This is a genomic window from Endozoicomonas sp. 2B-B (assembly GCF_053470045.1).
This window is the reverse complement of the sequence record NZ_JBLZMU010000001.1, coordinates 4,096,939-4,121,985: the sequence shown is the minus strand read 5'-3', so window position 1 is coordinate 4,121,985 and position 25,047 is coordinate 4,096,939. Positions and strand designations below refer to the sequence as shown.

Here is a 25,047-nt window from a genome sequence, read left to right as displayed (position 1 = left end):
ATACTGATTAGCTGAGTTTAACGAGCATTTTGCCGGTATTAATGCCAGAGAAAAGCCCGAGAAAAGCTTCAGGGGCCTGCTCGATACCTTCAAAAACCGTTTCTTTCCAGGAGATCTTGCCTTCCTGTATCCAGTGGCCCATCTGTTGGACAAACTCGGGGTAATGCTCCCAATGTTCGAACACAATAAAGCCCTGCATTTTCAGTTTTTTTACAATTATCTGAGCCAGATTGGCTGGTCCGGGAACAGGAGCAGTTGAGTTGTATTGATCTATCATGCCGCATACAGCTATACGTCCATGATCGTTCATTAGATTGAGGGCGGCTTCAAGGTGCTGGCCGCCGACATTGTCAAAATAGACATCAATGCCTTCAGGGCAGGCTTCGGCAATGGCATTCGCCAGGTCAGGTACGGTCTTGTAATTGACCACTGCATCGACTTTCAATTCTTCCTGCAGGTAACGGGCTTTATCGTCGGAGCCAACACTGCCGACAACATAACAACCCTTGAGCTTTGCAATCTGGCAGACGGTCGACCCTACTGCTCCGGATGCAGCAGAAACAAAAACACGGTCGCCTTTTTTCAGTTCTGCAATTTGTGTTAATCCCACCCAGGCTGTCATGCCAGGCATACCCATTATTCCCAGGAAGGCCTGATCGTCAATTTCTGTCTGGGGTAGCAATTGAAGGTCTTTATCATCAGAAATGAAATACTCGCGCCAGCCTTTCATGCTGGACACTTTGCTACCTGTCGGCAGGGATGGATTTCGTGACTCTATGACTTCGCCGATGGCTGCACCTTCGAGGGCGGCATCCAAAGCAAAGGGTGGCACATAGCTTTTGCGATCGACCATGCGTCCACGCATGTAGGGGTCAACAGACATCCAAAGGTTTTTAACCAGAACTTCACCCTCTTTCAGCTCTGCAACGGGCTGAGAAACCAGTTTGAAGCAGGTGCTGTCTGGCAAACCTTCGGGGCGTCTGGCAAGATGAATCTCGCAATTTTTCTCTATAAACATGAACGAATGTCCTGAAACAGATAGTTCAGGGGATAATTTATCGTTGTACTCAATATGACTCCAATGCATCATTGTTATATTGATCATGATTGTGAGTAATGAGTTTGCCTGTTGATAATCTGTCGTCTTCCGACTTAAATTTGCTGCCGGTGTTGCAGGTCCTGATGGAAGAGCGAAGTGTGACCCGTGCTGCTGGTCGATTAAATCTGACTCAGCCTGCCATCAGTCGAAGTCTGGCCAGACTTCGGGTACTTTTTGATGACCCTTTGTTCACCCGGACTCCCCAGGGGTTGGCACCGACACCACGGGCCCAGGGTATAGCCCTGGACTTGCAAAAATCATTGCAAGACATCAGCCAGTTAATTGAGCCTCCCCGTTTCATAGCGGCAGAGTCTGAGCACAGCTTTCGAATGGCCTCTTCAGATTATGGGGCTCACGTTTTACTGCCTGAAGTCATCAGGAGGCTAAGTCGTGAGGCTCCGGGAATTTCGCTCGAAATTGTGCCCTGGCGTTCGCATTTGCTCCATGAGATGGATCAGCAGAATGTCGATCTGGCTGTCTGCTCTATCACCGACGCGCCGGCAATGATTCATGGGCGAGGAATAGGTCAGGACAAGTTTGCCTGTGTTGTCAGAGATTCACACCCTCTGCTGGAGCAGGGCATGGATATTGAGCGCTATGCCAGCCATTCCCACGCACTGATTACCATGGGGGGGGAGCGTAAGGGTGCTGTTGACTACCTGTTGGAAGAGCGGGGATTGTCCAGACGAATTGCCCTGAGGGTGCCGCACTTTATTGCCGCACTGGCTCTGGTAGCCAATACCGATTATATATTGACAGCACCTTATGGGTTGGTGAGAAGCTGTGCCAGTCACTATGGATTGGCGATACTGCCTTTTCCCATGGAGCAAAAGCCTTTTACCTACTCAATCATCTGGCATGAGAGGTATATGAAAGAACCGGCTCATATCTGGTTCAGGCAGCTTGTTTATGAAGAGCTGACTCAAAAGATCAGTCGGCTTCAGCTTGAGTGCACGGTTTGAGCAGCTATGGTTGATAACGCAAATTTGAGAAGAAAAATTTCATTTCTTTGTTAATTTTCTGTCAATATAGGAAGCACACATAACTAACAGGGAGTGTTTGACATGAAGGCTAAAGGATTAGCACTGTTGCTGATTTTATTTCCATTGCATTTGATGGCTGAACAGATGGTAGATAATAAACGCTGTTCATCAGGTCTGGCCATCTATATCGCAGGTGATTATGCCAAAGCGTTTGAGGTACTCAAAGTAGAAGCCGACAATGGGCTGGACTGTGCTCAGCATTGGGTGGCCAGAATGTACCAGATGGGTCATGGCATCCCCATGAACAAAGAGCTTTCTGAAACCTATTATAAATTGGCCGCCGGTCAGGGATTTGAACAGTCCATTTTGCAGCTTGAGTTGTTGAAGAAGAATTGAGAAGTGTTGCTGAAGAGTGTCTGGCGCAGCATAAGCATTTTCTCTGCAGCAGTGATAGCACGGAGTTATTGAAATGAAAAAAGCCTCTGACCACTTTTTATGCTGATCAGGGGCTTTTTATAATGGCGGAGGATTAGGGGGCGAGTCTGTCCAACTATCTCAATAGCTTAGGGTAATAGTTGTAGAGAAATATCCTCCCCGTGACACACTGTCATCACCATAAGTCGAATACCAGTCTTTAATAAGATGGTCGGGGTCACTACGTATCCGCAAATAAGGTAATATGTTATCTGCGAGCTTGTACCATCTTATGAGTGCCTCATGTCCCTGGACATCACTGACAGTGAAATCGAACCAGGACTGATGCCATGCGCAGTTAAAAAACGACGAGGAATAGTATATATGTGTCACAGCTCCCGGCGGAACCCGGGTTCTAAGTCCATTGAAACCAATATCATCCATAGGATTATCATCCATACACTTACCCTCATCCGTGTGCTTGGCCCAGTAGCTGTTATCTGTATTGCTTTTAAAATATAAAACAGCGGTTTTTGCCTGTGCAGCCGAACAGATTACCAGTGCGACAATCAATACAGCACAGCGTACATATTCTTTCTGTATCATTGTATTGACTCTAAAGGACAAGTTTATTAGGACAATTTAGCAAATAGTTAGACAGAAGTATGAACCCATTTTTGGAGGACCAGTGTTTTCTGACAGGTACGAAAACAAAAGGAAGATAAATTAAATATCTTCAAATTTAGGGTCTATTGTTATGTCTCAATTATAAAGCCTGCAGGCAAATCCAATTATGAAAACAGCAAGATTTCTCACTATGACTCACCTGTTTCTCTTGTTCGTAGTGTCTGTCATTTTGCCGTTTGTTGCTCAAAGTGCTGAATTTACCAACCTGTTGAGCTGGACTGGTTGGTTGAGTTCTTCCAAAGCCATTGAAAAAAAGAGTGAGACATCGGAAGGGATTAGCAAACTGTCATTTATAGGTGGCAGCCCGCCTCTCCATCTTAATTATGATCGCAAGGCGTTTGACGAGAACATCAAAACAATTTCTGAACTGGAGAGCAATCAGCTTTATATCATCCTCAATGGCCAACCAGGTCACTTGTTTAATTTTTGTTTCAGGACGCCACCCGCATTTTCAACGGGAAATTTGCCTCACCCCCCGGTAATTGCAGAGCCTCTGACGGGCCAGGCTATGCCGGATATACAAAACGGGGGAGTGAGGCTGGTTCCATTGGCGCCAGACAGTGATCACTGGCAACATGAGTACTCGGCCAGTTGGCGCTTGCCGAAAGGAAATAAGTCGTTGGTTCTGTCCATTGAAGACAATGAGAATGGATGGGTTTTAGAGCCGGAATGCAGCAGTATAGTTTCAGAAAGTACTGGTTTACCGTCGCCTTTGAGAAGCAATAATTATGGCAGTATTACTGACAGAAACAAAAAAGCATCATTTGTCGAAATTTTTTTCCGCAGTAAACAGGCTGTAAAAAATGGGCCTGATTATCTCGATGACAAAACACGTTTAGATGGCCCTTTTGTAATACCCGGAGCCGCTGATATTGCCGATAGCAGTCAGCCATTCGCAAGCTCTTCTGGTGGTGGCGGTTTTGGCGGTAGTGATGACTTAGACGACTTATTCAAGAAAAGGCCGGGAAACGGGATAGCCCCACTTTACGCTTTTGAATGGGTGAGTGAACTGGTCAGCAGAATGGTGCTGCTGCTTGTTCCTGACACTAACGGTCAGACTGTTAAAAAACAGGTCTGGGATAACCGGATTGTGCTAAAAATCAGGCAGGGTTGGAATGAGCAGGCGATCATAATTTCGCAGGAACTGTGGAACAGGATAAGGGAGGCAAATCTTGAACGGAATTCAGAACTTTTTCTGACATTGTCTGCAAATCCCGCTAATCCGGAAGCTGCATTTGATCATTACCTGGGCAGCAACCCGGCACAATCGCTGCAACCAGAAGACTACAGTCGCTATGCAAAGCAAGAGTTCATCCTAAGTCCTAAACAATTACGAAGTGTATCTGTTTTTCCGGGCCATTGCCCCTCAGTGATCGGTTGCTCCGGAGAAACCGCTCAGGTTGAGAAGGCAATGGCTGACCTTAGTGTGAAACCATCGACCAATGCCCAATCTCAAAGAGGTTATGGTCGGCAAAATCAAGGCAGCCGCAGTGGAAGAAGGAGTGGAGGAGATGATGGGTCAGGAGGGGCACCCAACACTGGGTTATGCCAACATTGTAATAAACCTGCTGTCGCCTCCAATAAGTGTCTCAAATGCCTGAATCGTGAATCTCAACTCGATGAGCAGGAAGTGACTAAAGGATCGCCTCCTGGAATGAGAGGAGAAAAGAAAATACCGGAGCTTCTGGCAAAAGGTGTTGATAATTCAGCAGCCCGGTATCAGTCATCAGAAGCAGGCAAACTGAGCTCTGAAACCATGGTCTCTGACGCTTACAGGGAAGAAGTACAAAATGCCAGGCTTCATTCTGACAGACAGGGTTCGGAAGCAGGCTGGGCGTTGGTCGCTGATTCACGAGCACGGAAAGGCAAGAAGAAAAAGCGCTCAGACAAGTCTGTTGCCGACTATCCACCCTGTGCTGCCCGCCATCGAACTAACCCAAGCCAGGGCGCAGCTCAGGGGCAGCAGGCTTTGGTTAACATAGGACTTAAGTTCCGATATCGCCAGAACTCAACCCTGGCTGGTTTGCAGCGGACTGATTCTGACAGAGGTGATGCTTCCACTGGTTCTCAGTTAATTCCTGCAAAAAAAGGGGCAAAAGTAAAACTGAAATCACTGCTGGAGAGACCCCGGTATGATACTCCGCTGATAGATATTGGTGCCAATCTGGTCGGGAATAGTAGGTTTCAAAACTTGCACGCAGTTGTTGCTGATGCTGCCCGTTCGGGGGTCGGCACTATAATTTTAACCGGTTCGTCTATCCCGGTATCCAGACAGGTTCAAAATGAGGTAATGAAATGGGGGAAACCCTTCCCTGTGTCAGGCAGAGAAACTGATCAGGCAATGGCTATTGGCGATTCCTCTGATGCCTTACGATGTTCTTTATACTACACAGTGGGTTGTCATCCTCACGATGCCAGAGACTTTTTGAAAGATGGTGGCATCCCGGCGATGAAAAAAATGCTTAAGAAGGATCGCAAACGCTGCATCGCAGTGGGTGAGTGCGGGCTTGATTACAATCGAAAATACTCGCCTGTGGAAGATCAGAAAGAAGCTTTTCGGCAGCAGCTGGCACTGGCTGTAGAAATGAAAAAACCGTTGTTTTTGCATGAGCGTGACGCTCATGACGATTTCAAGGAAATTCTGGTGGATTATATTGAGCAACTGCCCGTGAAAAAAATGGCCTGCGTTCACTGTTTCACCGGCAATAGCGAGGCTCTGCAAGATTACATCGATCTGGGGTGCTCTATTGGAATTACAGGATGGATTGCTGGTGGCTGCAACAGAGATCTGGTGGAAGCATTGCGTACTGTTGGATGGGATGTTCTGCGGGATCGTCTGATGATTGAGACTGATGCACCCTTTTTATGCCCCTTCCAGGTGATGCCCCGAAAAGATAATCCTGTGAAGGGTAGTAAAAAAAGAGTTGATAATGTTCCTGCTAATCTGCCCTATGTGGTCCATGCACTGAGTGTAATACTGGGTGTAGATGCTGAAGAGATTGCTGCTGCAACCACCCGTAATGCCAGGGAGATATTCACTATATTTGATCATGATTGAAAAATTTCGAAGATCTGGAGTCTTAAATAAAGCGTTCAGATAAGGATGTCTGAAGCAATAAGGTTTCAAACAAATGAAACTCGCAAACAGACCAGCATGATTCCAGAGGTTTTCGTAATAGATGGCGGTGGGTCAGAGATTCGAACTCTGGGTAGGCTATTAACCTACGCCGGTTTTCAAGACCGGTGCTTTCAACCACTCAGCCAACCCACCGTATCAGGTGAAAATTCACAGTAAAAGCAAGCTGTCACCCAAGTAACTGCCTACAGATATCTGATTTCAAAGGAAATTTAAATATGGCGGAGGGACAGGGATTCGAACCCTGGGTGGGCTATTAACCCACGCCGGTTTTCAAGACCGGTGCTTTCAACCGCTCAGCCATCCCTCCGCAGCAACGGGAATGAATATTACCTGAAAACGATCAACTGTCAAACCCTTGAAAACCAAAGGATATCTCCTGAATGGAAAAATATTTATGGCAAAGCATCGGAAAAAGTAACGATTGTTACGATTTTGTAACGCCATCAGGGTACTGTGGGCATCATGTAAAACGAAGTTTTGGATATAGCCGACATGTTCAGCTCTGGTATACTCCTTATATATCTCCCAACGTGAGGAATAAAAAGATGGAACGAAAATCTACCGTTATAGCGTCAAGGCCGACACAGGTTGGCAGCGGCATTGAGATCAACAGTGTTTTGCGCAACACCTACCTGTTGTTGGGTATGACACTGCTGTTCAGTGCTTTTACTGCTGGTGTGGCCATGGCACTGGAAATCAGCCGTATCACTGCCCTGGTGCTCAGCCTGGTAGGTTTTGGTCTGATTTTCGTTGTCAATAAAACCGCTGACTCAGGCAAAGGTCTGGTGGCTGTTTTTGCTTTCACCGGTGTTCTGGGCGCAGCTCTTGGCCCTATGCTGAACTTTTATCTGGCTCTGCCTAATGGTCCTTCTCTGGTGATGCAGGCCCTGGGCGGAACAGCCGTCGTATTCTTTGCTCTGTCTGCCTATGTACTGGTTACCCGCAAGGACTTCTCATTTATGGGGGGGTTCTTGATGGTTGGCCTGATTGTGGCCGTCATTGCCAGTATCGCCCTGATCTTCTTCCAGATCCCGGCGGCATCTATGGCACTGTCTGCTGCCATTGTATTGCTGATGTCCGGTTTTATCCTGTTTGATACCAGCCGTATCATCCACGGCGGCGAAACTAACTATATCCGCGCTACCGTCTCTTTGTATCTGAATATCTACAATCTGTTTACGGCTCTGCTTTCTCTGCTGGGCATGTCTGACGACTAAGTATTCGATGGCCCATATAAATACCCCGGTATCCCCGGGGTATTTTTTTGTCGAAGGGAGTCTTTGAATGAAATACGCACTGGCTGTATACGGTGCCTCCGGCACCGGGCAGTCTTCACTGACAGCGCTTTCTTTTGCCAGGGCCCTGCTGGCTTGTGGCCATGAGATTATTCGGGTCTTTTTTTATCAGGAGGGTGTGCACAATGCTTCCAGCCTGGTTTCTCCACCACAGGATGAGGTGAATCTGCCAGAGCAATGGCAAAAGCTGATAACGGAGCAGGGTATTGATGCCGTTGTCTGCGTCGCAGCGGCTCTTCGCAGAGGTGTGGTGAATACTGAAGAAGCTGAAAGGTACGAACTGTCTGGAAGCAATCTCAGAGAGGGGTATGATCTCTCGGGACTGGGCCAGTTAATTGAAGCGACGATTGTGGCCGATCGTCTGGTTACTTTTGGAGACTAAGCATGAGTCAATCCATTTGTATTATATCGACTCAGGCCCCTTACCGTGGTCAATTTGCCAAAGAAGCCCTGGACGCTGTGCTGGTTTCTGCATCCTACGAGATCCCAACCCGTCTGTTGCTGATGGGGGATGGTGTTTATCAGATCCTGGATGGGCAGTCTCCCGGACAGCTGCAAAGGAAAAAACTTTCAGCCCTTTTTCAATCCCTGGAGCTCTATGGCATTGAAACAGTTTATGTGGATGGAGAATCCCTGACAGAGCGTCACCTTGATCCAGAGCAGTTATTACCCCTGTACACACTGCTGGAAGGGGACGCGGTGGCCTCTTTCCTGGCACAGCAAGATAAGGTATTGAGTTTCTGATGGCTACTCTGCATACCGTCAATAAAACCGGACAACCCCTGGAGCTCTGCCTGAGAGCCCTTAATGCCGGTGACAGTGTTCTGCTTCTGGAAGAGGGCGTTTACGCTTTGTACGAAGCCAGTGATGTTTTATCGGATCTTCTCAGGCATGTAACCGTCTATGTGCTGGAGGCGGATGTTCTGGCCCGGGGAATCACAAACAGAGACGATCTCGATATTGGTATGGTGGACTATCAGGGCTTTGTTGAGCTGACGGTGGCCAACGACAAGGTGGTGAGCTGGTTTTAGAATATGTCGGATTTGATGCTTGATAAAGACGGTTATCTGGTCAACCTCAGTGACTGGAATCCAGAGGTAGCGGGTCAGTTAGCTGCTGAAGAGCAAGTTATTCTGACCGATGAGCACTGGGAAATCCTTAATCTGCTCAGAAAGTATTATCAGCAATTTGAACACGCTCCCAGTCAAAGACCTTTTGTGAAATACGTTGCCAACCAGCTGGGAAAAGAGAAGGGGAACAGTCTCTATCTGATGAAGCTGTTTCCCGGCAGTCCCGCCAAACTGGCTGCCAGAATTGCAGGTCTGCCGAGACCTACAAACTGTTTCTAGAACAGCCTGGTCTGTGTATCCCCACCACAAAACCGGGCTGTCCGGTCGACAGCCCTCCGGTAGCTTCAATTTGATTTAGCCGCCTGGCTGGAAGATTCTGAGGCACTGACATCCTGGCGATAGACATGCCAGCAAAACAGCCCCAGGTTATGTATTGCGACCTCGGATTTGATGTTTTCGTAGGATTTAATCCCCACGTCCTGTGACATGGGTTCAAGAGCCGAATGGAAGATATAATCCGGCGAGTATTGCCAGGGTGCTAAGGATATTTCCCGTTCAAACCTTTCTGTATTTATGGAGGTAAAAAACAGATAAATAGCCTGCCGCGAAGGAAGTGTTGCCAGCAACTGGTTTAACCGGTAGATATCACCGTTTTCTGCGTTCATTTCTGCGGCTATTGCCTGGCGACGGGGTTCTGTCTGACGCTCCTCCAGCGTAATGCTTTGAGCGAGCGCGTGGTAATGTTTGGTGTACACCAGTTCCGGGGGAATATATTGCTGGGGTGAGGATGCGTGCGGGTCTTCGGTGATCAGGACAAAACAACCAGGATTGTTTTTTATGAGTGTGGTGAGATAAAAATCAGTTTTCCCCTGTGCAATCTCTTTACAAAGTTGTACTTCTTCCGAAGGCAAGCCGGTATAAGGGTGTATAGCGGTAAACAAAGTGGTCGCAGGATTAGCGCCAGCAATTTCCTGAGCCGGGATTATGTTGATGGGCAGCGGGTCGTCACAGTAAGTTCGATCCTGCATAGCATAAGCATTTCCGATATCTACAGGAATTACTTTGATCTGGGGGTTCAGCTCTTTGAGATAGCTTTGCATTAACAGGGATATTTTTCCAAAACCACAGCCAACATCAACAATGTATTTGATTTCGCTGTTTTTGCTTAAAAAATCAGCCAGAAAGCTGAAGTTAAAGAGTTCCAAATGACCCCTGTTTGACTCCAGGGCCGCATCAATAAATGATTGCGAAGTATCCAGTGTCATCAGTTTCTGGTTGCCGATCTGGACAGTTTTCGGTTCAGACGTACCGGGTACATTGGCATAGCTCGCACAGCAATAACGCCGGGGATTATTATCCATATGCTCACATTCCCAGTAAGTTTCAGGTGACGACGCAGAATGAGGGTTCAAGCCAGTAATGGTTTGGCTTGAAAGACTGGTGGCCTGTTGTTCCTGAATTCCATCGCCGTCGGTTTGCAATTGTGGGGCGATGTTATGTTTTTGCCTGACATGATCAGGTTTGTCAGGGGGAGTTTCTCTGGTAAATTCCTGTTGTGTCGTCGGAGCCTGTAAATTGGCAGTGTCCATACTTCTAATCATGACATTTCTCCTTGTCGATGAGTCATCAAAAAGATCAAACATTTTATTCAGCTTGGGCCGGTTTTAGTCTGTGCTTACATATTTAGACCAAAGTACTAGTTATTAGTTCAATCCATAAACCGGGCGTTGTTGACGGCTCGTTCCCAGGCTGGAGAGGGTGTCTGGCAGCTTCAATTTGAAGAATAGGGCTCTTTCGCAGTTTCGCTGGTCACTTTTGAGGCACTGATGTCCTGACGATAAACATGCCAGCAACGCAGCTCCAGTCCATAATTTTCCAGGACAGATTTGATATGAGCGCGAGACCTGATTGCCTTATCGTCTAGCCTTTTTCCCCAGAGATAAGCATTAAAAATATAATCCGGCGTGAATAGCCTGGGTTTTAAGTCCATTTGCCGTTGTAATCTCTCTGTAATTGCAGAAGTCATAGCCAGATAATGACTCCGCTGCTCAGGAAGTTTTGCCAGAAACTGGTTTAACCGGTCAATATCACCATTTTCTGCATTCATCTCTGCAGCTTTTGCCTCTTGAAGGGATTTTGTCTCAATATCTTCCGACGAAACGCAATTCGGTAATGCATGGTAATGTTTGGTGTACACCAGTTCCGGGGGAATATAAAGCTGGGGTGAGGATGCATAGGGATCTTCGGTGGCCAGGACAAAACAACCGGGATTGTTTTTTATGAGTGTGGTGATGTAATACTCGGTTTCCCCCCTTACGATCTCCCCGGAGAGTTTTTCTTCTTCTGAAGGCGTGCCGGTAAAAGGATGTAAGACGGTAAACAAAGTGGTTGCCGGTGTAGCGTCAGCAATTTCCTGGGCCGGGATTATGTTGATAGGCAGTGGCTTGTCGTGGAAAACTGCATAGAGACTACCGTAAATATTTGCGATATCCACAGGAATCACTTTAATCTGAACTTCCTGCTCATTGAGATATTTTTGCATTAACAGAGATATCTTTGCGTTACCGCAGCCAATATCAACAATGTATTTGATTTCGCTGTTTTTGTGCAAAAAATCAACCAGGAAGTTGAAGTTAAAGAGTTCCACATTGTCCCTGTCTGCCTCCTGGGTCGAATCAACAAATGATTGCGCAGTATCCAGTGTTATCAGCTTCTGGTTGCCGATCTGGGCAGTTTTCGGTTCAGCCGTACCCGATACATTGGCATGGCTCGCACAGTAATTGCGCCGGGGATTATTATACATACGGGCATATCCATACGAGTGAGTTTCAGGGTACGCTGCGGAATGAGCGTTTAAACCAGTAATGGTTCGGCTTGAAAGACTGGCGGCCTGTTGTTGCTGAATTCCATCGTCGTCGGTTTTTAATTGAGGCTCGATGTCACGTTTTTGCCTGACATGATCAGGTTTGTCAGGGGGAGTTTCTCTTGTAATTCCCTGTTCTGTTGTCGGAGCCTGGAAATTGGCAGTGTCCATACTTCTAATCATGACTATACTCCTTGTCGATGAGCATGTAATAAGACTGCAAACGCTTACTCAGAATGAACTGGTTTAAAGGTTGTCCTTACTTTTTGGACCAGAATATCAATAGAGAGTTCCATTCATAAACCGGGCTGTCTATTAGTTTCAATTTAAAAAATCAGGGCTCTTTAGTGCCTTGCTCGGTAACTTCTGAGGTAGTAATATCCTGACGATAGACATGCCAGCAACGCATCTCCAAATTGTTTCTTGTTAAGTCACGTTGAATTCCAAGATATGAACTTATTGGCTCGAAACATGTGATATTTCGAAGAAACGAATTGAAGATGTTGTCTGGGCGAAGTTGCTCAGGTTCCTTGGGTAATTCCTTTTGTAAATTTCCCCTGATTAGAGGGATCGAGTACAAATAAATATTCCGATCTCTGGTAGGAAATTTTTCCAGCAACTGGTTTAAACGGTAAATATCACCGTTTTCTGCATTTATCTCCGCAGCCTTTGCTTGACGATCAGACAATGTCTCATAATCGTGCGGCGAAAAGGCATTTGCGAATGCATGGTAATGTCTGGTGTACACCATTTCCGGGGGAATGTAACGCTGGGGTGAAGATGCGTACGGATCTTCGGTGGTCAGTACAAAACAGCCGGGATTGTTTTTCAGGAGTGTGGTGAGGTAATAATCGGTTTTTCCCTGTGCAATTTCCCTGGTCAGTTGCTCTGCTTCCCGGTCCTCTTCGGTAAAAGGGCGTATGGCGGTAAACAAAGTGGTTGCTGGTGTAGCGCCAGCAATTTCCTGAGCCGGGATAATGTTGATGGGCAGTGGCTTGTTGTGGTTATATACATTGTCATAAGCATTGGCAATATCAACAGGAATCACTTTAATCTGAACGCCCTCTTCTTTGAGATAGTTTTGCATTAACAGGGATTTTTTTCCGTCACCACAGCCAATATCAACAATGTATTTGATTTCGTTGTTTTTGTTTAAAAAATCAACCAGGTACCTGAAGTTATGGTGTCCCAAATCTTTCCTGTCTCCTTCCAGATCCGGATCAATAAATGATTGTGATGTATCCAGCGTTATCAGTTTCTGGTTGCCAATCTGGACAGTTTCCGGTCTAAACGTACGCGGTACATTGGCATAGGTCGCATAGTAGTTGCCCCAGGGGTTATTATTCATATGGGCTTCACGTCGACGCCTGGAACTACCCGGGTAGGGTTTGCGAGGAGTGTTCAGTTCTAAGGGACGTTCATCTTGTCCAACGTGTTCACTGGCCTCAGGGGCACTCTGGCTGTGCGAGGCTGTCTCAGAAGTCTTGCATTTTTGTGATTCGCTGGGATCAAAACATTGCTTTAATACTTGTGAACTGTGTTTGTTTGCCAGTTTTTGCCTTGTCTGAGTTTTGCTGGTTACTTTTGCGTCTGCCTCGCGCGCATTGGGTAATGGGCTTTTTATATCTGCATTCAAATCAGTAACGGTTCGGCTTGAAAGATCAAGTCTCTGTTGTTGAATTTCGTTGCCGTCGGTTTTCAGATGAGGGGGGATGTCATGTTTTTGTACAACATCATCAGGTTTATCAGGGCGAGTTTCTTTAGTATTGCCCGGTAATGTCGTCGGAACGACAGGGTTTTCTATACCTCTAATCATGACTGTTCTCCTTGTCGATGAGCACGCAAAAAGTTTAAAAACGTTTATTCATTAATAGTCAGTGCTTATAGATTTAGACCAAGGTACAAGTTATTAGTTCAATCCATAAACCGAACTTTGTTCTGGGGGGCTGTATCCACAGGCTTCTGAGGTATTTATATCCTGACGAAAGACGTGCCAGCAACGCAGCTCCAATGCCTTTCTTTTTACGTCATATTGGATATCATCATAAGGTCTGACACCTTCGGTAAAGGACCTTTTATCAAGATATAACCTGAAGATTTCATCTGGCCAAAATCGATCGGGCTTTTTGACTATTTCCGGCTGTAATTGATCTTTCAATGCAGAAATCTCAGCTTGATAGCTGTTCCGCATTTCAGGAAGTTTGGCCAGCAACTGGTTTAACCGGTGAATATCACTGCTTTGCGCATTCATTTCTGCAGCTTTTGCCTGACGAATGGCTTTCTCTGTCTCACAAGCCGCTGGAACAAGGAAGTTCGGGTATGCATAGTAATGCTTGCTATACACCAGTTCCGGGGGAATATAATGCTGTGGTGAGGATACATAAGGATCTTCGGTGATCAGGACAAAACAGCCGGGATTGTTTTTTATCAGTGTGGTGAGATAAAAGTCAGCGATCCCCTCTCTAATTTCCTTATTCAGTCTTCTTGCTCCTGAGCCTGAGCCGGTATAAGGGTGTGTGGCGGTAAACAAAGTGGTTGCGGGTGAAGCATTGGCAATTTCCTGGGCCGGGATCAGGTTGATGGGCAGTGCCCTGGCACCGTCAGCTTCATTGGCATAATCATTACGGACGTCCACAGGAATTACTTTGATCCGCAATCCCTTTTCATTGAGATAGTTTTGCATTAACAAGGATATTGTTCCGCGGTGACAGCCAATATCAACAATGTATTCAATTTGGTTGTTTTGGTATAAAAAATTAACCAGAAAGTCGAAGTGATACAATCCCAAAAAGCGCCTTTCTGCCGCCAGATCCGAATCAACAAATGGTTGCGAAGTATCCAGCGTGATCAGTTGCTGATTACCAATCCGGACTGTTTCCGGTGTAACTGTTTCCGGTAGATTGGCATAGGTAGCCGAGTAGTTCCCCCGGGGATTATTATCCATATAGACTGATGTACATCTGGAAGTACCGGGATATGGCCTGGAAGGAGTCTTCAAATCAGCAACGTTACGGCAGGAAAGACTGAAGACTTGTTGCTCGTGGATTTCGTTGCCATCGGTTTTCAGAAAAGGGTTGACCTCTTGTTTTTGCCTGCAATAAACAGGTTTGTCAGGGGGAGTTTTTTCAGTACTGACCTGTTCTGTCGTCTTGACGTTTAAATGAGAAGTCTCCATATCTCTAATCACGATGGTTCTCCATGTTGATTAATAAGCAATAAGATCAAAAATCCTTATTCAGTTTGAACTGGTAAAAGTTTTGCGTTTTCTCTTCAGACAAAATATTAATATTGAGTTCCATTCATAAAACGGACTGTCTGGTAGTTTCCATTTGAAAAATACGGCTCTTTAGCAGCCTGGCTGGAAACCTCTGAGGCATTAATATCCTGGCGATAGACATGCCAGCAACGCATCTCCAATCTATTTTTTGCCAGGTCATGTTTAATATCAGGGTATAACCTGAAACCCTTGATAGATGCCATCTTGTCAAGATACAACTTGAAGATTTTGTCTGGCCTGGCTCGCTCAGGTTTTCCGGGTAATTCTACTTGCAATTTTTCTTTAATTGCAGGGATCGAGGCCAGGTAATGGGCCCGCTCTTCAGGAAGTTTTGCCAGCAAATGGTTTAACCGGTGAATATCACCTTTTTCTGCATTCATTCTCATGGCTTTTGCCTCTTGGTTGGGGTTTGTTTCATAATCATCCAGCTTCATGTCATTCGCGAATGCCTGATAATGTTTGGTGTAAACCAGCTCAGGAGGAATATAACGCTGGGGCGAGGAGAGGTAGGGATCTTCGGTTGCCAGGACAAAACAGCCGGGATTGTTTTTTATCAGCGTGGTGAGGTAGTAGTCAGTCATCCCCTGTGCAATCTCCCTGCTCAGTCGTCTTGCTACTGAGCCTGTGTCGGTATAAGGGTGAATAGCGGTGAACAAAGTGGTTGCCGGTGCAGCGCCAGCAATTTCCTGGGCCGGTATCAGGTTGATGGGCAGTGTCGTGGCGACGTCAGATATACCGGCATAAGCATTGCTGACATCCACAGGAATCACTTTGATTGGTAATGTCTTTTCGTTGAGATAGTTTTGCATTGACAGGGATGCTTCTGCATTACCACAGCCAATATCGACAATGTATTCGATGGTGTTGTTTTGGCGTAAAAAATCAGCCAGAAAACTGAAGTTATAAAGTTCCGAATCAATTCTGTCTTCCACCAGGGTTGGATCAACAAATGCTTGCGACCTATCCAGCGTAATCAGCCGCTGGTTGCCAATCTGGACAGTTTCCGGCTTAACCGTAACGGGTACATTGGCATAGGTTGCAGAGAAATTGCTGCGGGGACTGTTATCCATAAAGGCAGACTCGTAACTGGAATGACCAGGGTATGGTCTGGAGGGAGCGATCTGCTGTGTGGCACGTCTGTCTTGTCCAATAGGTCCACTGGCCTCAGGGACGCTCTGGCAATGCCAAGCTGTCGCTAAAGTGGGTCGCTTCGCTGATATGGCGTTAAAAAGTGGCTCAAAATACCCATCTACTTCTTGTAAACGACGATTTTTACCCACTTTTTGCTTTGTCACAGCGTTGCTTGCTACTTTTTCGACAGTCTCGTGCAGAGAGGAGGGTGATGGACTGATTTCAGGGTTGTTTGAGTCCGAATTTAAATCAGTAATCACTCGGCTCGAAAGACTTTTGGTTTGTCGTTGTTGAATTCCGTTGCCGTCGGTTTTCGGGGTGATGTTATTTTTTTGCGCAATATCATCAGGTTTGCCAGAGGTTTTTTTTTCTGTACTGCCCTGTTTTGCCGTCTGAATGGGAGAATTGGCTGTGCCCGTACTACGAATCATGACTAGTCTCCACGTCTATGCAACAAGATCAATAACTTTATTCACCTTGAACGGGTTAAAATTTGTAATTGTATGTTTAGACCAAAATATCAACGCTTAGTTCAACTCAGGCTCTTCAGGGATAACTGTGCCGTTTGGGGCCTTCAATTTAAAAATCGGGCTTTTTTCGCCTACTGGCTTGCCACTTATGAGGGATTGATAGCCTGACGATAGACATGCCAGCAAAGCATCTCCAATTGATTATTTTCTACTTCACGTTTGATACTTTCAAAAGTTCTGCCAACTTCCGTTAATAAGTCATTATTAATGTGCAACTCAAAGATGACATCTGGCCAGAATTCAGAAGGCTTTCTGAGTATTTGCTGCTGTTGACAGCTGGTAATTTTATTGATCGAAGCCAGATAACTATCCCGCTGTTCAGGCAGTTTTGCCAGCAACTGGTTTAACCGGTAAATAGCACCATTTTCTGAATTCATTTCCGCAGCTTTCTCCTGACGAAGGGCCTTTGCCTCATCGGTCTCCGACGGAATCCTGTATACGAATGCCTGGTAATGTTTGGTGTACACGAGTTCCGGGGGAATATAACGCTGTGGAGAGGAGGCAAAGCGGTCTTCGGTGGCCAGGACAAAACAGCCGGGATTGTTTTTTATGAGTGTGGTGATGTAATAGTCAGTTTTCCCCTGTGTAATGTCCCTGCTTAGCTTTATTGCTTCATAGTCGTGGCCGGTAAAAGGGTGTATGGCGATAAACAAAGTGTTTACCGGTGTAGCGCCAACAATTTCCTGGGCCGCTATTATGTTGATGGGCAGTGACTTGATAGCCTCATCGTCGTGATAATTGTAAACATCTACAGGGATTACTTTGATCTTGAAATTCTTTTCGTTGAGAAGGTTCTGCAGTAACAGGGATATTCCTCCGCTACCACAGCCAATATCAACAATGTATTCGATGGTTTTGTTTTTATCCAAAAAATCGAGCAGGTAGCTGAGGTTAAACTCCTCCCAATTGCTCCTGTCTGACTCCAGGTCTGGATCAACAAATGATTGTGAAGTATCCAGGGTCATCAGGTTCTGGTTGCCAATCCGGACAGTTTCCGGTTCAACCTCAGCCGTTACATTGGCATGTCTCGCACAGTAATTGTGCCGGGTAGTATTATCCATCAAGGCAAATACGCGTCTGTAACCGGAAGTATCAGGGTATGGCGTTAAGGGAGTGTTCTGCTGTGTGGGACGTTTATCTTGTCCAATGTGTTCACTGGTCTCAGGGACGCTCTGGTTGTGCAAGGTCATCTTAAAAGTTTTGCGCTTCTTCGGTACGGTGGGATCAAAACGTTCATTGACTTCTTGTGCACTGCGTTTGTTCGCCACTTTTTGCTCTGTCTCAGTTTTGTTGGCTACTTTTGCGTCTGCCTCGCGCGGTTTGGGCAATGGGCTGGTGTCAGAGTTGTTTATACCTGAATTCAAATCAGTAACGGCTCGGCTTGAAAAATCGACAGTCTGCTGTTGAATTTCGTTACCGTCGGTTTTCAGATAAGGGGTGATGTCATGTTTTTGCGTAACATCATCAGGTTTACCAGGGGGAGTTTCTTCAGTATTGCCCTGTTTTGCCGTCGGAACGAGAGAGTTGAAAGTGTCCATACCTCTGATCATGACTGCTCTCCTTGTCGATGAGTATGTAATGTGACTAAAAACCCTTGTTCAGAAAGAACTGGTTAAAAGTTTATCCTTAATTTTTTGACCAGAATATCAATTGAAAGCTCCATTCATAAACTGGGCTGTCTTTTAGTTTTAATTTAAAATCAGGGTGTTTTTGCTGCCTGGCCGGTAACTTTTGAGGCATTGATATCCTGGCGATAGGCATGCCAGCAATGCATCTCCAATCTATTTCTTTTTATCTCATCTTCGATGCTTTCGAATGTGATACATTCGGAAGATTTGTTAGTTGCCATGAATAATGTGTCATTAATATGCAAATTGAAGATATTATCTGGCCAGAATTTCTCTGGCTCTTTGAGTATGTAACTTTTTATTCGATCTGTAATTTGGGAGATTGAAGCCAGATAACCATCCCGCTGTTCGGGAAGTTTCGCCAGTAATTGGTTTAACCGGTGAATATTACCGTTTTCTGAGTTCATTTCTGCAGCTTTTTCCTGGTAAAAAGGCACCCTGTCATCATCCTCCAGCCACTTTATCCAAAAGCTATTCGCGTAGGCGTGATAATGCTTGGTGTACACCAGTTCTGGTGGAATATAACGCTGGGGTGAGGATGTGTGTCTGTCTTCGGTAGCCAGGACAAAACAGCCGGGATTGTTTTTTATGAGTGTAGTGATGTAATAGTCAGTTTTTCCCTGTGTAATCTCACTGCTCAATCCTTTTACTTCATCGTAGTCGCCGGTAAAAGGGTGTATGGCGGTAAACAAAGTAGTTGCCGGTCTAGCGGCAACAATTTCCTGAGCCGGGATAATGTTGATGGGCAGTGGCTTGTCGTCGTTATATACATTGTCATAAGTATTGGCAATATCAACAGGAATCACTTTAATCTGAAGTTCCTTTTCATGGAGATAGTTTTGCATTAACAGGGATTTTTTTCCGTCACCACAGCCAATATCAACAATGTATTTGATTGAGCTGTTTTCGCGTAAAAAATCAACCAGAAAGCTGAAGTTAAAGTATTCCAAATATTCCCTCTCTGCCTCCAGAGCCTTATCAACAAATGATTGCGAAGTATCCAGCGTAATCAGTTGCTGGTTGCCAATCTGGACAGTTTCCGGCTCAATCTCAAGCGGTACATTGGCATAGGTCGCATAGTAGTTATCCCGGGGGGTATTATTCATATGCTTCCAATGAATACGCTCGGAACTGCCCGTGTAAGCTTTGCCAGGAGCATTCAGTTGTATGGGACGCTTATCTTGTCCAATGTGTTCACTGGCCTCAGGAACGCTCTGGCTGTGCAAGGCTTTCTTAAAAGTCTGGCGCTTCTCCGATACGGTGGGATCAAAACGTTCATTTACTTCTTGTGAACTACCTTTGTTCGCCACTTTTTGCCCTGTCTCAGTTTTGCTTGCTACTTTTGCGACTGCCTCGAGCACAGAGGACGACGGGCTGATGTCTGAGTTGTTTAAGCCTGAATTCAAATCAGTAACGGTTCGGCTTGAAAGATCGACGGTCGGTTGTTGAATTTCGTTGCCGTCGGTTTTCAGATAAGGGGTGATGTCACGTTTTTGCGTAACATCAACAGGCTTATCAGTGGGAGTTTCTCTAGTGTTGCCCGGTATTGTTGCCGGAACGAGAGATTTGAGAGTATTCATACCGTTAATCATGACTTTTCTCCTTGTCTATAAATATGCAATAAGATTAAAAACGTTTATTCAGCTTGTAATGATTAAAGACTGTTCTTTTTATTTAGACCAAAGTACCAGTTTTTAGTTCAATCTATAAAATGAACCTTGTTACGGTGGGCTGCATCCAATACGAAGATACACTTGATGAGGCTGTTCCCGGTATCGAATAAAAGTTCCCTGAGACAGAACTTTTTTAGTTATCAGTTGTCTAAAAAAAGCTGGCTGATGCTGGCAAGATTTTCAGGAGGGAAACAACAATGCTGCCAAAAGGAGGGGCATCTTCCAATCCAGTAAACCTGAATGGTGGTGATAAAAACACATCTGAAAAGCACAATCCCGTAACAGCCCCGGCTACCGGAATACCTTCTGTCCAGAGCGTGGCATTACGGCATAGTCAAAGCTTTATGCCATCTGAAAGCTTACGCGCTACAAGAACAGTAAGACTGATCCAGGCTCGCTCCATTCTTGGTCATCCTTACTCCAGACCCGAAAATAAAAAAGCACTCCCGGAATCATCTGATAATGTGCTGATGCAACAAGTGATGATGGAGATGGCGGAACTGCAAGTCTCTTCGAAGGAGGCTCCATGGCATCAGCGCAACCTTGCGGATAATTTATCCCCGCAAGTCCTGATAAACCTGATAAGGCAGGGTGATACAGAAAGCGTAAAAGAATGCATTAGCAAAAACCCCCTTGCTCTGGCTATTAAAGATGAAGAAGGTAACTCCGTTCTGCATCTGGCGCTGCTACACGGCCATGATGACTTATCTCGGCTGTTGGTGAGTGGAGCTCAGCACCTGTTGCTGGCAATAAATAATAACGGCGAACGACCTCTGCATATCGCAGCTAAAGAAGAACAAAATAATTTTTTGAGATTTTTTCTGGATAATTGCCCCAACTTGTCATTATTGGAAAAAGAACTGCTGGCAACAGACAAATCAGGAGCCACCCCGGTTCACCTGGCAGCGCAACACGGAAATAAAGCCGGTTTAATGGCCATGTTTGAGTATGAAAGTCTCCGGAATCTGTTTGTTGGCAATTATTCACTTATTGGGTTGGCGATGGAAAATGGTCATAAGGAGTGTGCAGAAGTTATTATCAGCAGTGCAAAAAATGCGGGTACTTTTTTTCGACCCAATAGCCTTCTTCGCCATGCGGTAAAGTGTGGGCATTTGGATTGTGTAAAATGGCTCGTTCAAACCTGTCCAGATACTTTCACACCTGACGAGGTTTATTTAAATGACTTGGAGCCGCTAACTCAGCTGGCTATAAAACGTGGCCATGATGAAATTCTAAAATATCTTCTCGAGCAGCCGTTCTTCATCAATCGACTGACGAAAATGGGATATGCCTCTGAATTTCAGAGTAAAGAAAATGGTATCTGTGCAAAACTGATCAGAGAGGCCCGGGAGAAAGTGAAGTTGCCGTTTTGCCCGGTGAAGAATTTCGATAAAACGCTATTCCAACAGACCTTGCAGCAGGAAGAAGATAAAATTTTCAATAAAAATATCAGGGGAGAAAATTTATCGGATCAGCCCGACAACAGTTTTGCCGAGAGATCATCATCCGACAAATATTTGCCACAGGTTAAAGCCTTGTTAAGTGGGTTGCAGGAAATAGGGGTGTATGTACATTGTATCATTGAAGAAAATTTAGATAAAAAAGGTCAATTCATGTCTATGGGTGATACCGTGGCATCGGTTGGACTCATTAAAACCCTTGTTGACCTGGGCGCCAAAACTATTCATGCGCAATTGTCACCCCCGGATTACAGTGATTTCATTACACGACAAAAATTTAATCATAAAGAACAGGCAGGATACTTAAAGAAACAGCGAATAGCATTATCAATGTTGGCTTACTTGCTGCCAGGAATAAAGATTAATCAGGACATTCAGGAAATTTATATAAAAGACACCAGGGTTATCATTTCCAGCTGTAATCTTCGAAGCGAGAATAAAATCAATGCAGCCGTTACCCTTTCATTTTTTCGACCCGAAATGCTTTACTGGCAATTGGGGTGCATACAAGAATCCTACATTACTTTAAAACCCTATCGTTTTTTCATTGAGCATGAAACGATGTATTTGGATACCAAAACATCGGTTAAAATGAATGATGAAAATAACGAATACTCTCTATGGTCACAGCCTTGCAACGTTTCGAAATCCACTTTCACCGATAAATCACCCACAACTTCCATTGACGACAAGGATGCAGTGTCTGATTGTAATATCGTCTCTTTGCATCTACCGGCAAACGCCATTATTCCCGGCGAAGATCTGCAACCACAGGGAACGGAAATAGCCAACGAATCCGTCGATAGCCATCGAGCAACATTAATCTCTGCTATTGATGATCTTTGTGATTTATCTGCCAACGAAAAAATACATATTGCGGTAGTTTATGGTTTGCACACTGTTCTGCGCCAGAATAAAGCAACGATACTAAGCAATTGGCTTAGTGCTATTAAAATAAATCAGGGTCAGGCAGCAGACGCCCTCCCGGTAGTGGTGACCACCACGGTCAGCGCTTTTAGGGATAAGGATAGAGAGGGAGATGAATATATGGATGAAAATGGAATAAGTTCGTTAAAAGAAATCACCAGAACCACGGGCTTTACACTGGTTGACTTTCGGGATCAGCAGGACCGGGCCTCTTTGATGGCCTCGGGCAGGAGCCAATGGTTACTGTGTCTTATGCCCAGTCTGCCGCAGCAAAGTTTCAATAAGCTGGTGCAAAGCACCCGTTTCCCGGTATTAAGTGAAGGTGCCAATCTGACCACGACTCTGTTGCAAAGTGGCCAACCCCATCTTTCTCTCCTTCCCTATGGAAATACGCCAGTGGCCCAGGACATGGGAGTGCCATTGGAGGCTTTAAAGGCCCTGGCCTTTTCCTGCAAGCTACAGATGGAAAGGGAAGGCACCGGGATTGAAGTCCTTAAAAAGTTGTCCAATTTTGTCAGGGAAGGTCGCTATGCAGAGGCAGTTTCTTATATTGACAAGATAAAGACCAACGAGTTTGAATTTGAAAATGAGGCGTTGGATTTTGTATGGGCAGACCCCCAGCCATCGCCTTTGCAATTGCGGCCAGTCACCATTATGAGCCTGTTACATAAAGCAGAAAAACTGGGCGGGATTGAAAAAAAGGCGTTGCTCGCAGCGCTTGATCCTTCTGAGCAAGCCCTGGCTGATTATATTGATAGCTGCCTGGATAAGGACTCAATAACAAACCATCACTTCAGGCTGCAGCAAATGCATGTGAATAAGCCTTTCAATAACAAGGTGGTGGCAGCGCTGCTTCAATTTGGTCGCTATAAAAAACTGTTGCCTTGAGAGTAATCATGAAGCGGTTTACTGGTCTTTATGCCTATAAACGTCGGCTGACGTTCTTTACAGACCCCGAACTAATGCTAAGGTATCAAATTTTCACATAGGGAATCCCATCACCACCTAAACTGGAACAGAGACTCTTGTTCTTTTCGGAGATTTCCGATGTTCAGAAACCTTATCTGGATATTCCTGTTTTTTTCTTTCAGCGCCTTAGCAGAAAACACCACTAGCCAGTCCCTGCCAGCAACCGAGCTTGTTGCTTCACAGGCTTCGGTCATCAGCAATATTGAAGCTGCCAGCAAACGGGTGGTTCAGATGGAGGCCAACTGGGAGGATACCAGTTCTGAGATGACCCGCGATTTAATTCAGCAACAAGTCGTTTCCGATATTCGCACCACTACTCGTCTGGTTAATGATTTCCTTGACCAGGTTCAGGCTATTAATACCCCAGAGACCATAAAGCTGGGTGAAGAGGTGGTGAACGCAGAAAACCGCTTTTTTGAAGCCCGGCTAACCCCCGCCTCAACTGATCTGCGCAAACTGTTTGAACAATATGAGAAAGCCAGTGCCGATGAGCAGTTACTGGTGTTGTTCAACATCAACGACTTCTACGCCTACATAAACTGGCTGCTGAATGAACGGCTGGATAACCTGAAATTACTGAAAAGCTGGAAGGTCAATAGCGCCGCTGCGCAACAGCAACTTGACCGGGAGATAACCCTTTACGCTGAGTTTATGGCTACCTATCTCCGTAATAATAACCGCCAGAAAGAGTTGTTACAGACGGAGCTGAAATCCCTTCCTGCAGATGCCCGAAGTTCTTTGGAAAGTAAAATTGCCACTCAGGACCGTCTGGTTCGCAGTGCCGTGGCGAATCTGAAACAGATCGTGATAATGATGCAAGAACAGGGACTGCCGGTGGAACAGTATAATGAACTGATTTTCAAAACTACCGGTAATCTGGCAGAAGCCGTCGTTAACATCGAAACATTGCACACGGTCATTGCCGGACTCTGGGGTGATTTGATTCATTGGTTTAAATCAAATCTGGGCGGCATACTCTCCCGCCTCTTACTGTTTGTCGCTCTGATGGCAGTCACCATAATGCTATCTCGTCTGGTTCGGCGGGGGATATCCCGGGCCGTTACTCTTAAGAAAGCTCGTTTCAGTACATTGGTTCAGGATTTCTTTATCAGTGTTGGCGGTAACCTGGTGGTGGTTTTCGGCCTCCTGTTTGCCCTGGCACAGGTGGGACTGGATTTAACACCGGTACTGACCGGTCTGGGTGTGGCCGGTATCGTTATCGGTTTTGCCCTGCAGGATACCCTGTCCAATTTTGCCTCCGGTATGATGATCCTGATCTATCGCCCTTTTGATGTGGGTGACTATGTTGAGGCCGGAGGTGTTGCAGGCAAAGTGGGCAAAATGAGTCTGGTCAACACCACAATTCGCACTTTTGATAATCAGGTCTTTATGGTACCCAATGCCAAAATCTGGGGAGAAACCATTAAGAACATCACATCGGAGCGCATCCGCCGGGTCGATATGGTCTTTGGGGTTGCTTATGGAGACAATGTTGAGCAGGTTGAAAGCCTTCTTGAAGATATTGTCTGCAGCCACCAGAAAATACTGAAAACACCGGAGCACATCATTCGTCTGAATATTCTCAACGAGTCATCCGTGGATTTTGTGGTTCGTCCCTGGGTAAAAACAGACGACTACTGGGATGTATACTGGGACATCACCCGTGAGGTGAAAGTCCGGTTTGACCGGGAAGGTATCACCATTCCATTCCCGCAACGGGAGCTTCATTTTTATAGCAAGGCGCCAGCAGACCTGCCGGGCGAGCAGGTAACAGGCTGTCAGTGAGCAATTCTGTAGGTCATGGTTCAAACTCCTGAACCGAACACCTCCATTTAGCAATGAACTAAATCATTTCTTCGTTGTCAAAGATATTAAGACTTTAGTGTCAGATTCATATAAGCA

18 protein-coding genes and 2 tRNA genes are annotated in these 25,047 nt (G+C 45.7%); 10 read left to right on the top strand and 10 right to left on the bottom strand.

What is annotated here, in order from left to right:
* Positions 1-7: 7 nt before the first annotated feature.
* Positions 8-1,018: an NADP-dependent oxidoreductase gene (locus tag ACOMHB_RS15775; RefSeq protein WP_448217327.1), complete on the bottom strand. Its 1,011-nt coding sequence runs from the start codon at positions 1,016-1,018 to the stop codon at positions 8-10.
* A 98-nt stretch (positions 1,019-1,116) separates the two neighbouring features.
* Between ACOMHB_RS15775 and ACOMHB_RS15770 the strand changes: the two genes are divergently transcribed.
* The 3 genes from ACOMHB_RS15770 to ACOMHB_RS15760 all read left to right on the top strand — a co-directional run bounded on the left by ACOMHB_RS15770 (position 1,117) and on the right by ACOMHB_RS15760 (position 6,241).
* Positions 1,117-2,061, top strand: a complete 945-nt coding sequence (locus ACOMHB_RS15770) for a LysR family transcriptional regulator (protein WP_422138192.1) — start codon at positions 1,117-1,119, stop codon at positions 2,059-2,061.
* Between the two features lie 102 nt (positions 2,062-2,163).
* On the top strand, positions 2,164-2,478 hold the full coding sequence (locus ACOMHB_RS15765) for an SEL1-like repeat protein (protein ID WP_448217326.1): 315 nt from the start codon (positions 2,164-2,166) through the stop codon (positions 2,476-2,478).
* Between the two features lie 811 nt (positions 2,479-3,289).
* Positions 3,290-6,241: a TatD family hydrolase gene (locus ACOMHB_RS15760; protein WP_448217325.1), complete on the top strand. Its 2,952-nt coding sequence runs from the start codon at positions 3,290-3,292 to the stop codon at positions 6,239-6,241.
* 122 nt (positions 6,242-6,363) lie between these two features.
* Here the strand turns inward: ACOMHB_RS15760 and ACOMHB_RS15755 are convergent.
* Positions 6,364-6,454: transfer RNA gene (locus ACOMHB_RS15755), tRNA-Ser, on the bottom strand.
* Positions 6,455-6,538: 84 nt separating this feature from the next.
* Positions 6,539-6,629: transfer RNA gene (locus ACOMHB_RS15750), tRNA-Ser, on the bottom strand.
* A 238-nt stretch (positions 6,630-6,867) separates the two neighbouring features.
* Here ACOMHB_RS15750 and ACOMHB_RS15745 point away from each other — a divergent pair.
* From ACOMHB_RS15745 to ACOMHB_RS15725, 5 genes are all read left to right on the top strand, one after another.
* Positions 6,868-7,539, top strand: coding sequence for a Bax inhibitor-1/YccA family protein (locus tag ACOMHB_RS15745; protein ID WP_317146175.1), 672 nt, complete (start codon positions 6,868-6,870; stop codon positions 7,537-7,539).
* A gap of 67 nt (positions 7,540-7,606) precedes the next feature.
* Positions 7,607-7,999 carry a sulfurtransferase complex subunit TusD gene (gene tusD, locus ACOMHB_RS15740; RefSeq protein ID WP_448217324.1) on the top strand — a complete coding sequence of 131 codons (393 nt, stop codon included), beginning with the start codon at positions 7,607-7,609 and terminating at the stop codon, positions 7,997-7,999.
* A gap of 2 nt (positions 8,000-8,001) precedes the next feature.
* Positions 8,002-8,361 (top strand): sulfurtransferase complex subunit TusC, encoded by a 360-nt coding sequence (tusC, locus tag ACOMHB_RS15735; RefSeq protein ID WP_422134080.1) that lies wholly within the window; start codon positions 8,002-8,004, stop codon positions 8,359-8,361.
* The gene (gene tusB, locus ACOMHB_RS15730; RefSeq protein WP_448217323.1) at positions 8,361-8,648 is read left to right on the top strand and encodes a sulfurtransferase complex subunit TusB; all 288 of its coding nucleotides are present in this window, start codon (positions 8,361-8,363) and stop codon (positions 8,646-8,648) included. The genes tusC and tusB overlap by 1 nt, the downstream gene beginning before the upstream one ends.
* Before the next feature lie 3 nt (positions 8,649-8,651).
* Positions 8,652-8,966: a TusE/DsrC/DsvC family sulfur relay protein gene (locus ACOMHB_RS15725; RefSeq protein WP_448217322.1), complete on the top strand. Its 315-nt coding sequence runs from the start codon at positions 8,652-8,654 to the stop codon at positions 8,964-8,966.
* Between the two features lie 65 nt (positions 8,967-9,031).
* On the opposite strand, the gene ACOMHB_RS15720 is transcribed toward ACOMHB_RS15725, so the two are convergent.
* The 7 genes from ACOMHB_RS15720 to ACOMHB_RS15690 all read right to left on the bottom strand — a co-directional run bounded on the left by ACOMHB_RS15720 (position 9,032) and on the right by ACOMHB_RS15690 (position 19,708).
* On the bottom strand, positions 9,032-10,288 hold the full coding sequence (locus ACOMHB_RS15720) for a hypothetical protein (protein WP_448217321.1): 1,257 nt from the start codon (positions 10,286-10,288) through the stop codon (positions 9,032-9,034).
* A 170-nt stretch (positions 10,289-10,458) separates the two neighbouring features.
* Positions 10,459-11,733: a hypothetical protein gene (locus tag ACOMHB_RS15715; RefSeq protein WP_448217320.1), complete on the bottom strand. Its 1,275-nt coding sequence runs from the start codon at positions 11,731-11,733 to the stop codon at positions 10,459-10,461.
* A 151-nt stretch (positions 11,734-11,884) separates the two neighbouring features.
* The gene (locus tag ACOMHB_RS15710; protein WP_448217319.1) at positions 11,885-13,366 is read right to left on the bottom strand and encodes a hypothetical protein; all 1,482 of its coding nucleotides are present in this window, start codon (positions 13,364-13,366) and stop codon (positions 11,885-11,887) included.
* A 93-nt stretch (positions 13,367-13,459) separates the two neighbouring features.
* Positions 13,460-14,737, bottom strand: coding sequence for a hypothetical protein (locus tag ACOMHB_RS15705; RefSeq protein ID WP_448217318.1), 1,278 nt, complete (start codon positions 14,735-14,737; stop codon positions 13,460-13,462).
* 95 nt (positions 14,738-14,832) lie between these two features.
* A complete protein-coding gene (locus ACOMHB_RS15700) occupies positions 14,833-16,389 on the bottom strand; it encodes a hypothetical protein (protein WP_448217317.1) in 1,557 nt (518 codons plus the stop codon).
* Between the two features lie 185 nt (positions 16,390-16,574).
* Positions 16,575-18,038, bottom strand: a complete 1,464-nt coding sequence (locus ACOMHB_RS15695; protein ID WP_448217316.1) for a hypothetical protein — start codon at positions 18,036-18,038, stop codon at positions 16,575-16,577.
* A gap of 149 nt (positions 18,039-18,187) precedes the next feature.
* Positions 18,188-19,708, bottom strand: coding sequence for a hypothetical protein (locus ACOMHB_RS15690; RefSeq protein ID WP_448217315.1), 1,521 nt, complete (start codon positions 19,706-19,708; stop codon positions 18,188-18,190).
* Between the two features lie 278 nt (positions 19,709-19,986).
* Here ACOMHB_RS15690 and ACOMHB_RS15685 point away from each other — a divergent pair, with 278 nt between their 5' ends.
* Together ACOMHB_RS15685 and ACOMHB_RS15680 are read left to right on the top strand one after the other, a co-directional pair.
* The gene (locus ACOMHB_RS15685) at positions 19,987-23,064 is read left to right on the top strand and encodes an ankyrin repeat domain-containing protein (protein WP_448217314.1); all 3,078 of its coding nucleotides are present in this window, start codon (positions 19,987-19,989) and stop codon (positions 23,062-23,064) included.
* Positions 23,065-23,223: 159 nt separating this feature from the next.
* Positions 23,224-24,930, top strand: a complete 1,707-nt coding sequence (locus tag ACOMHB_RS15680; protein WP_422134066.1) for a mechanosensitive ion channel domain-containing protein — start codon at positions 23,224-23,226, stop codon at positions 24,928-24,930.
* Positions 24,931-25,047: the final 117 nt, after the last annotated feature.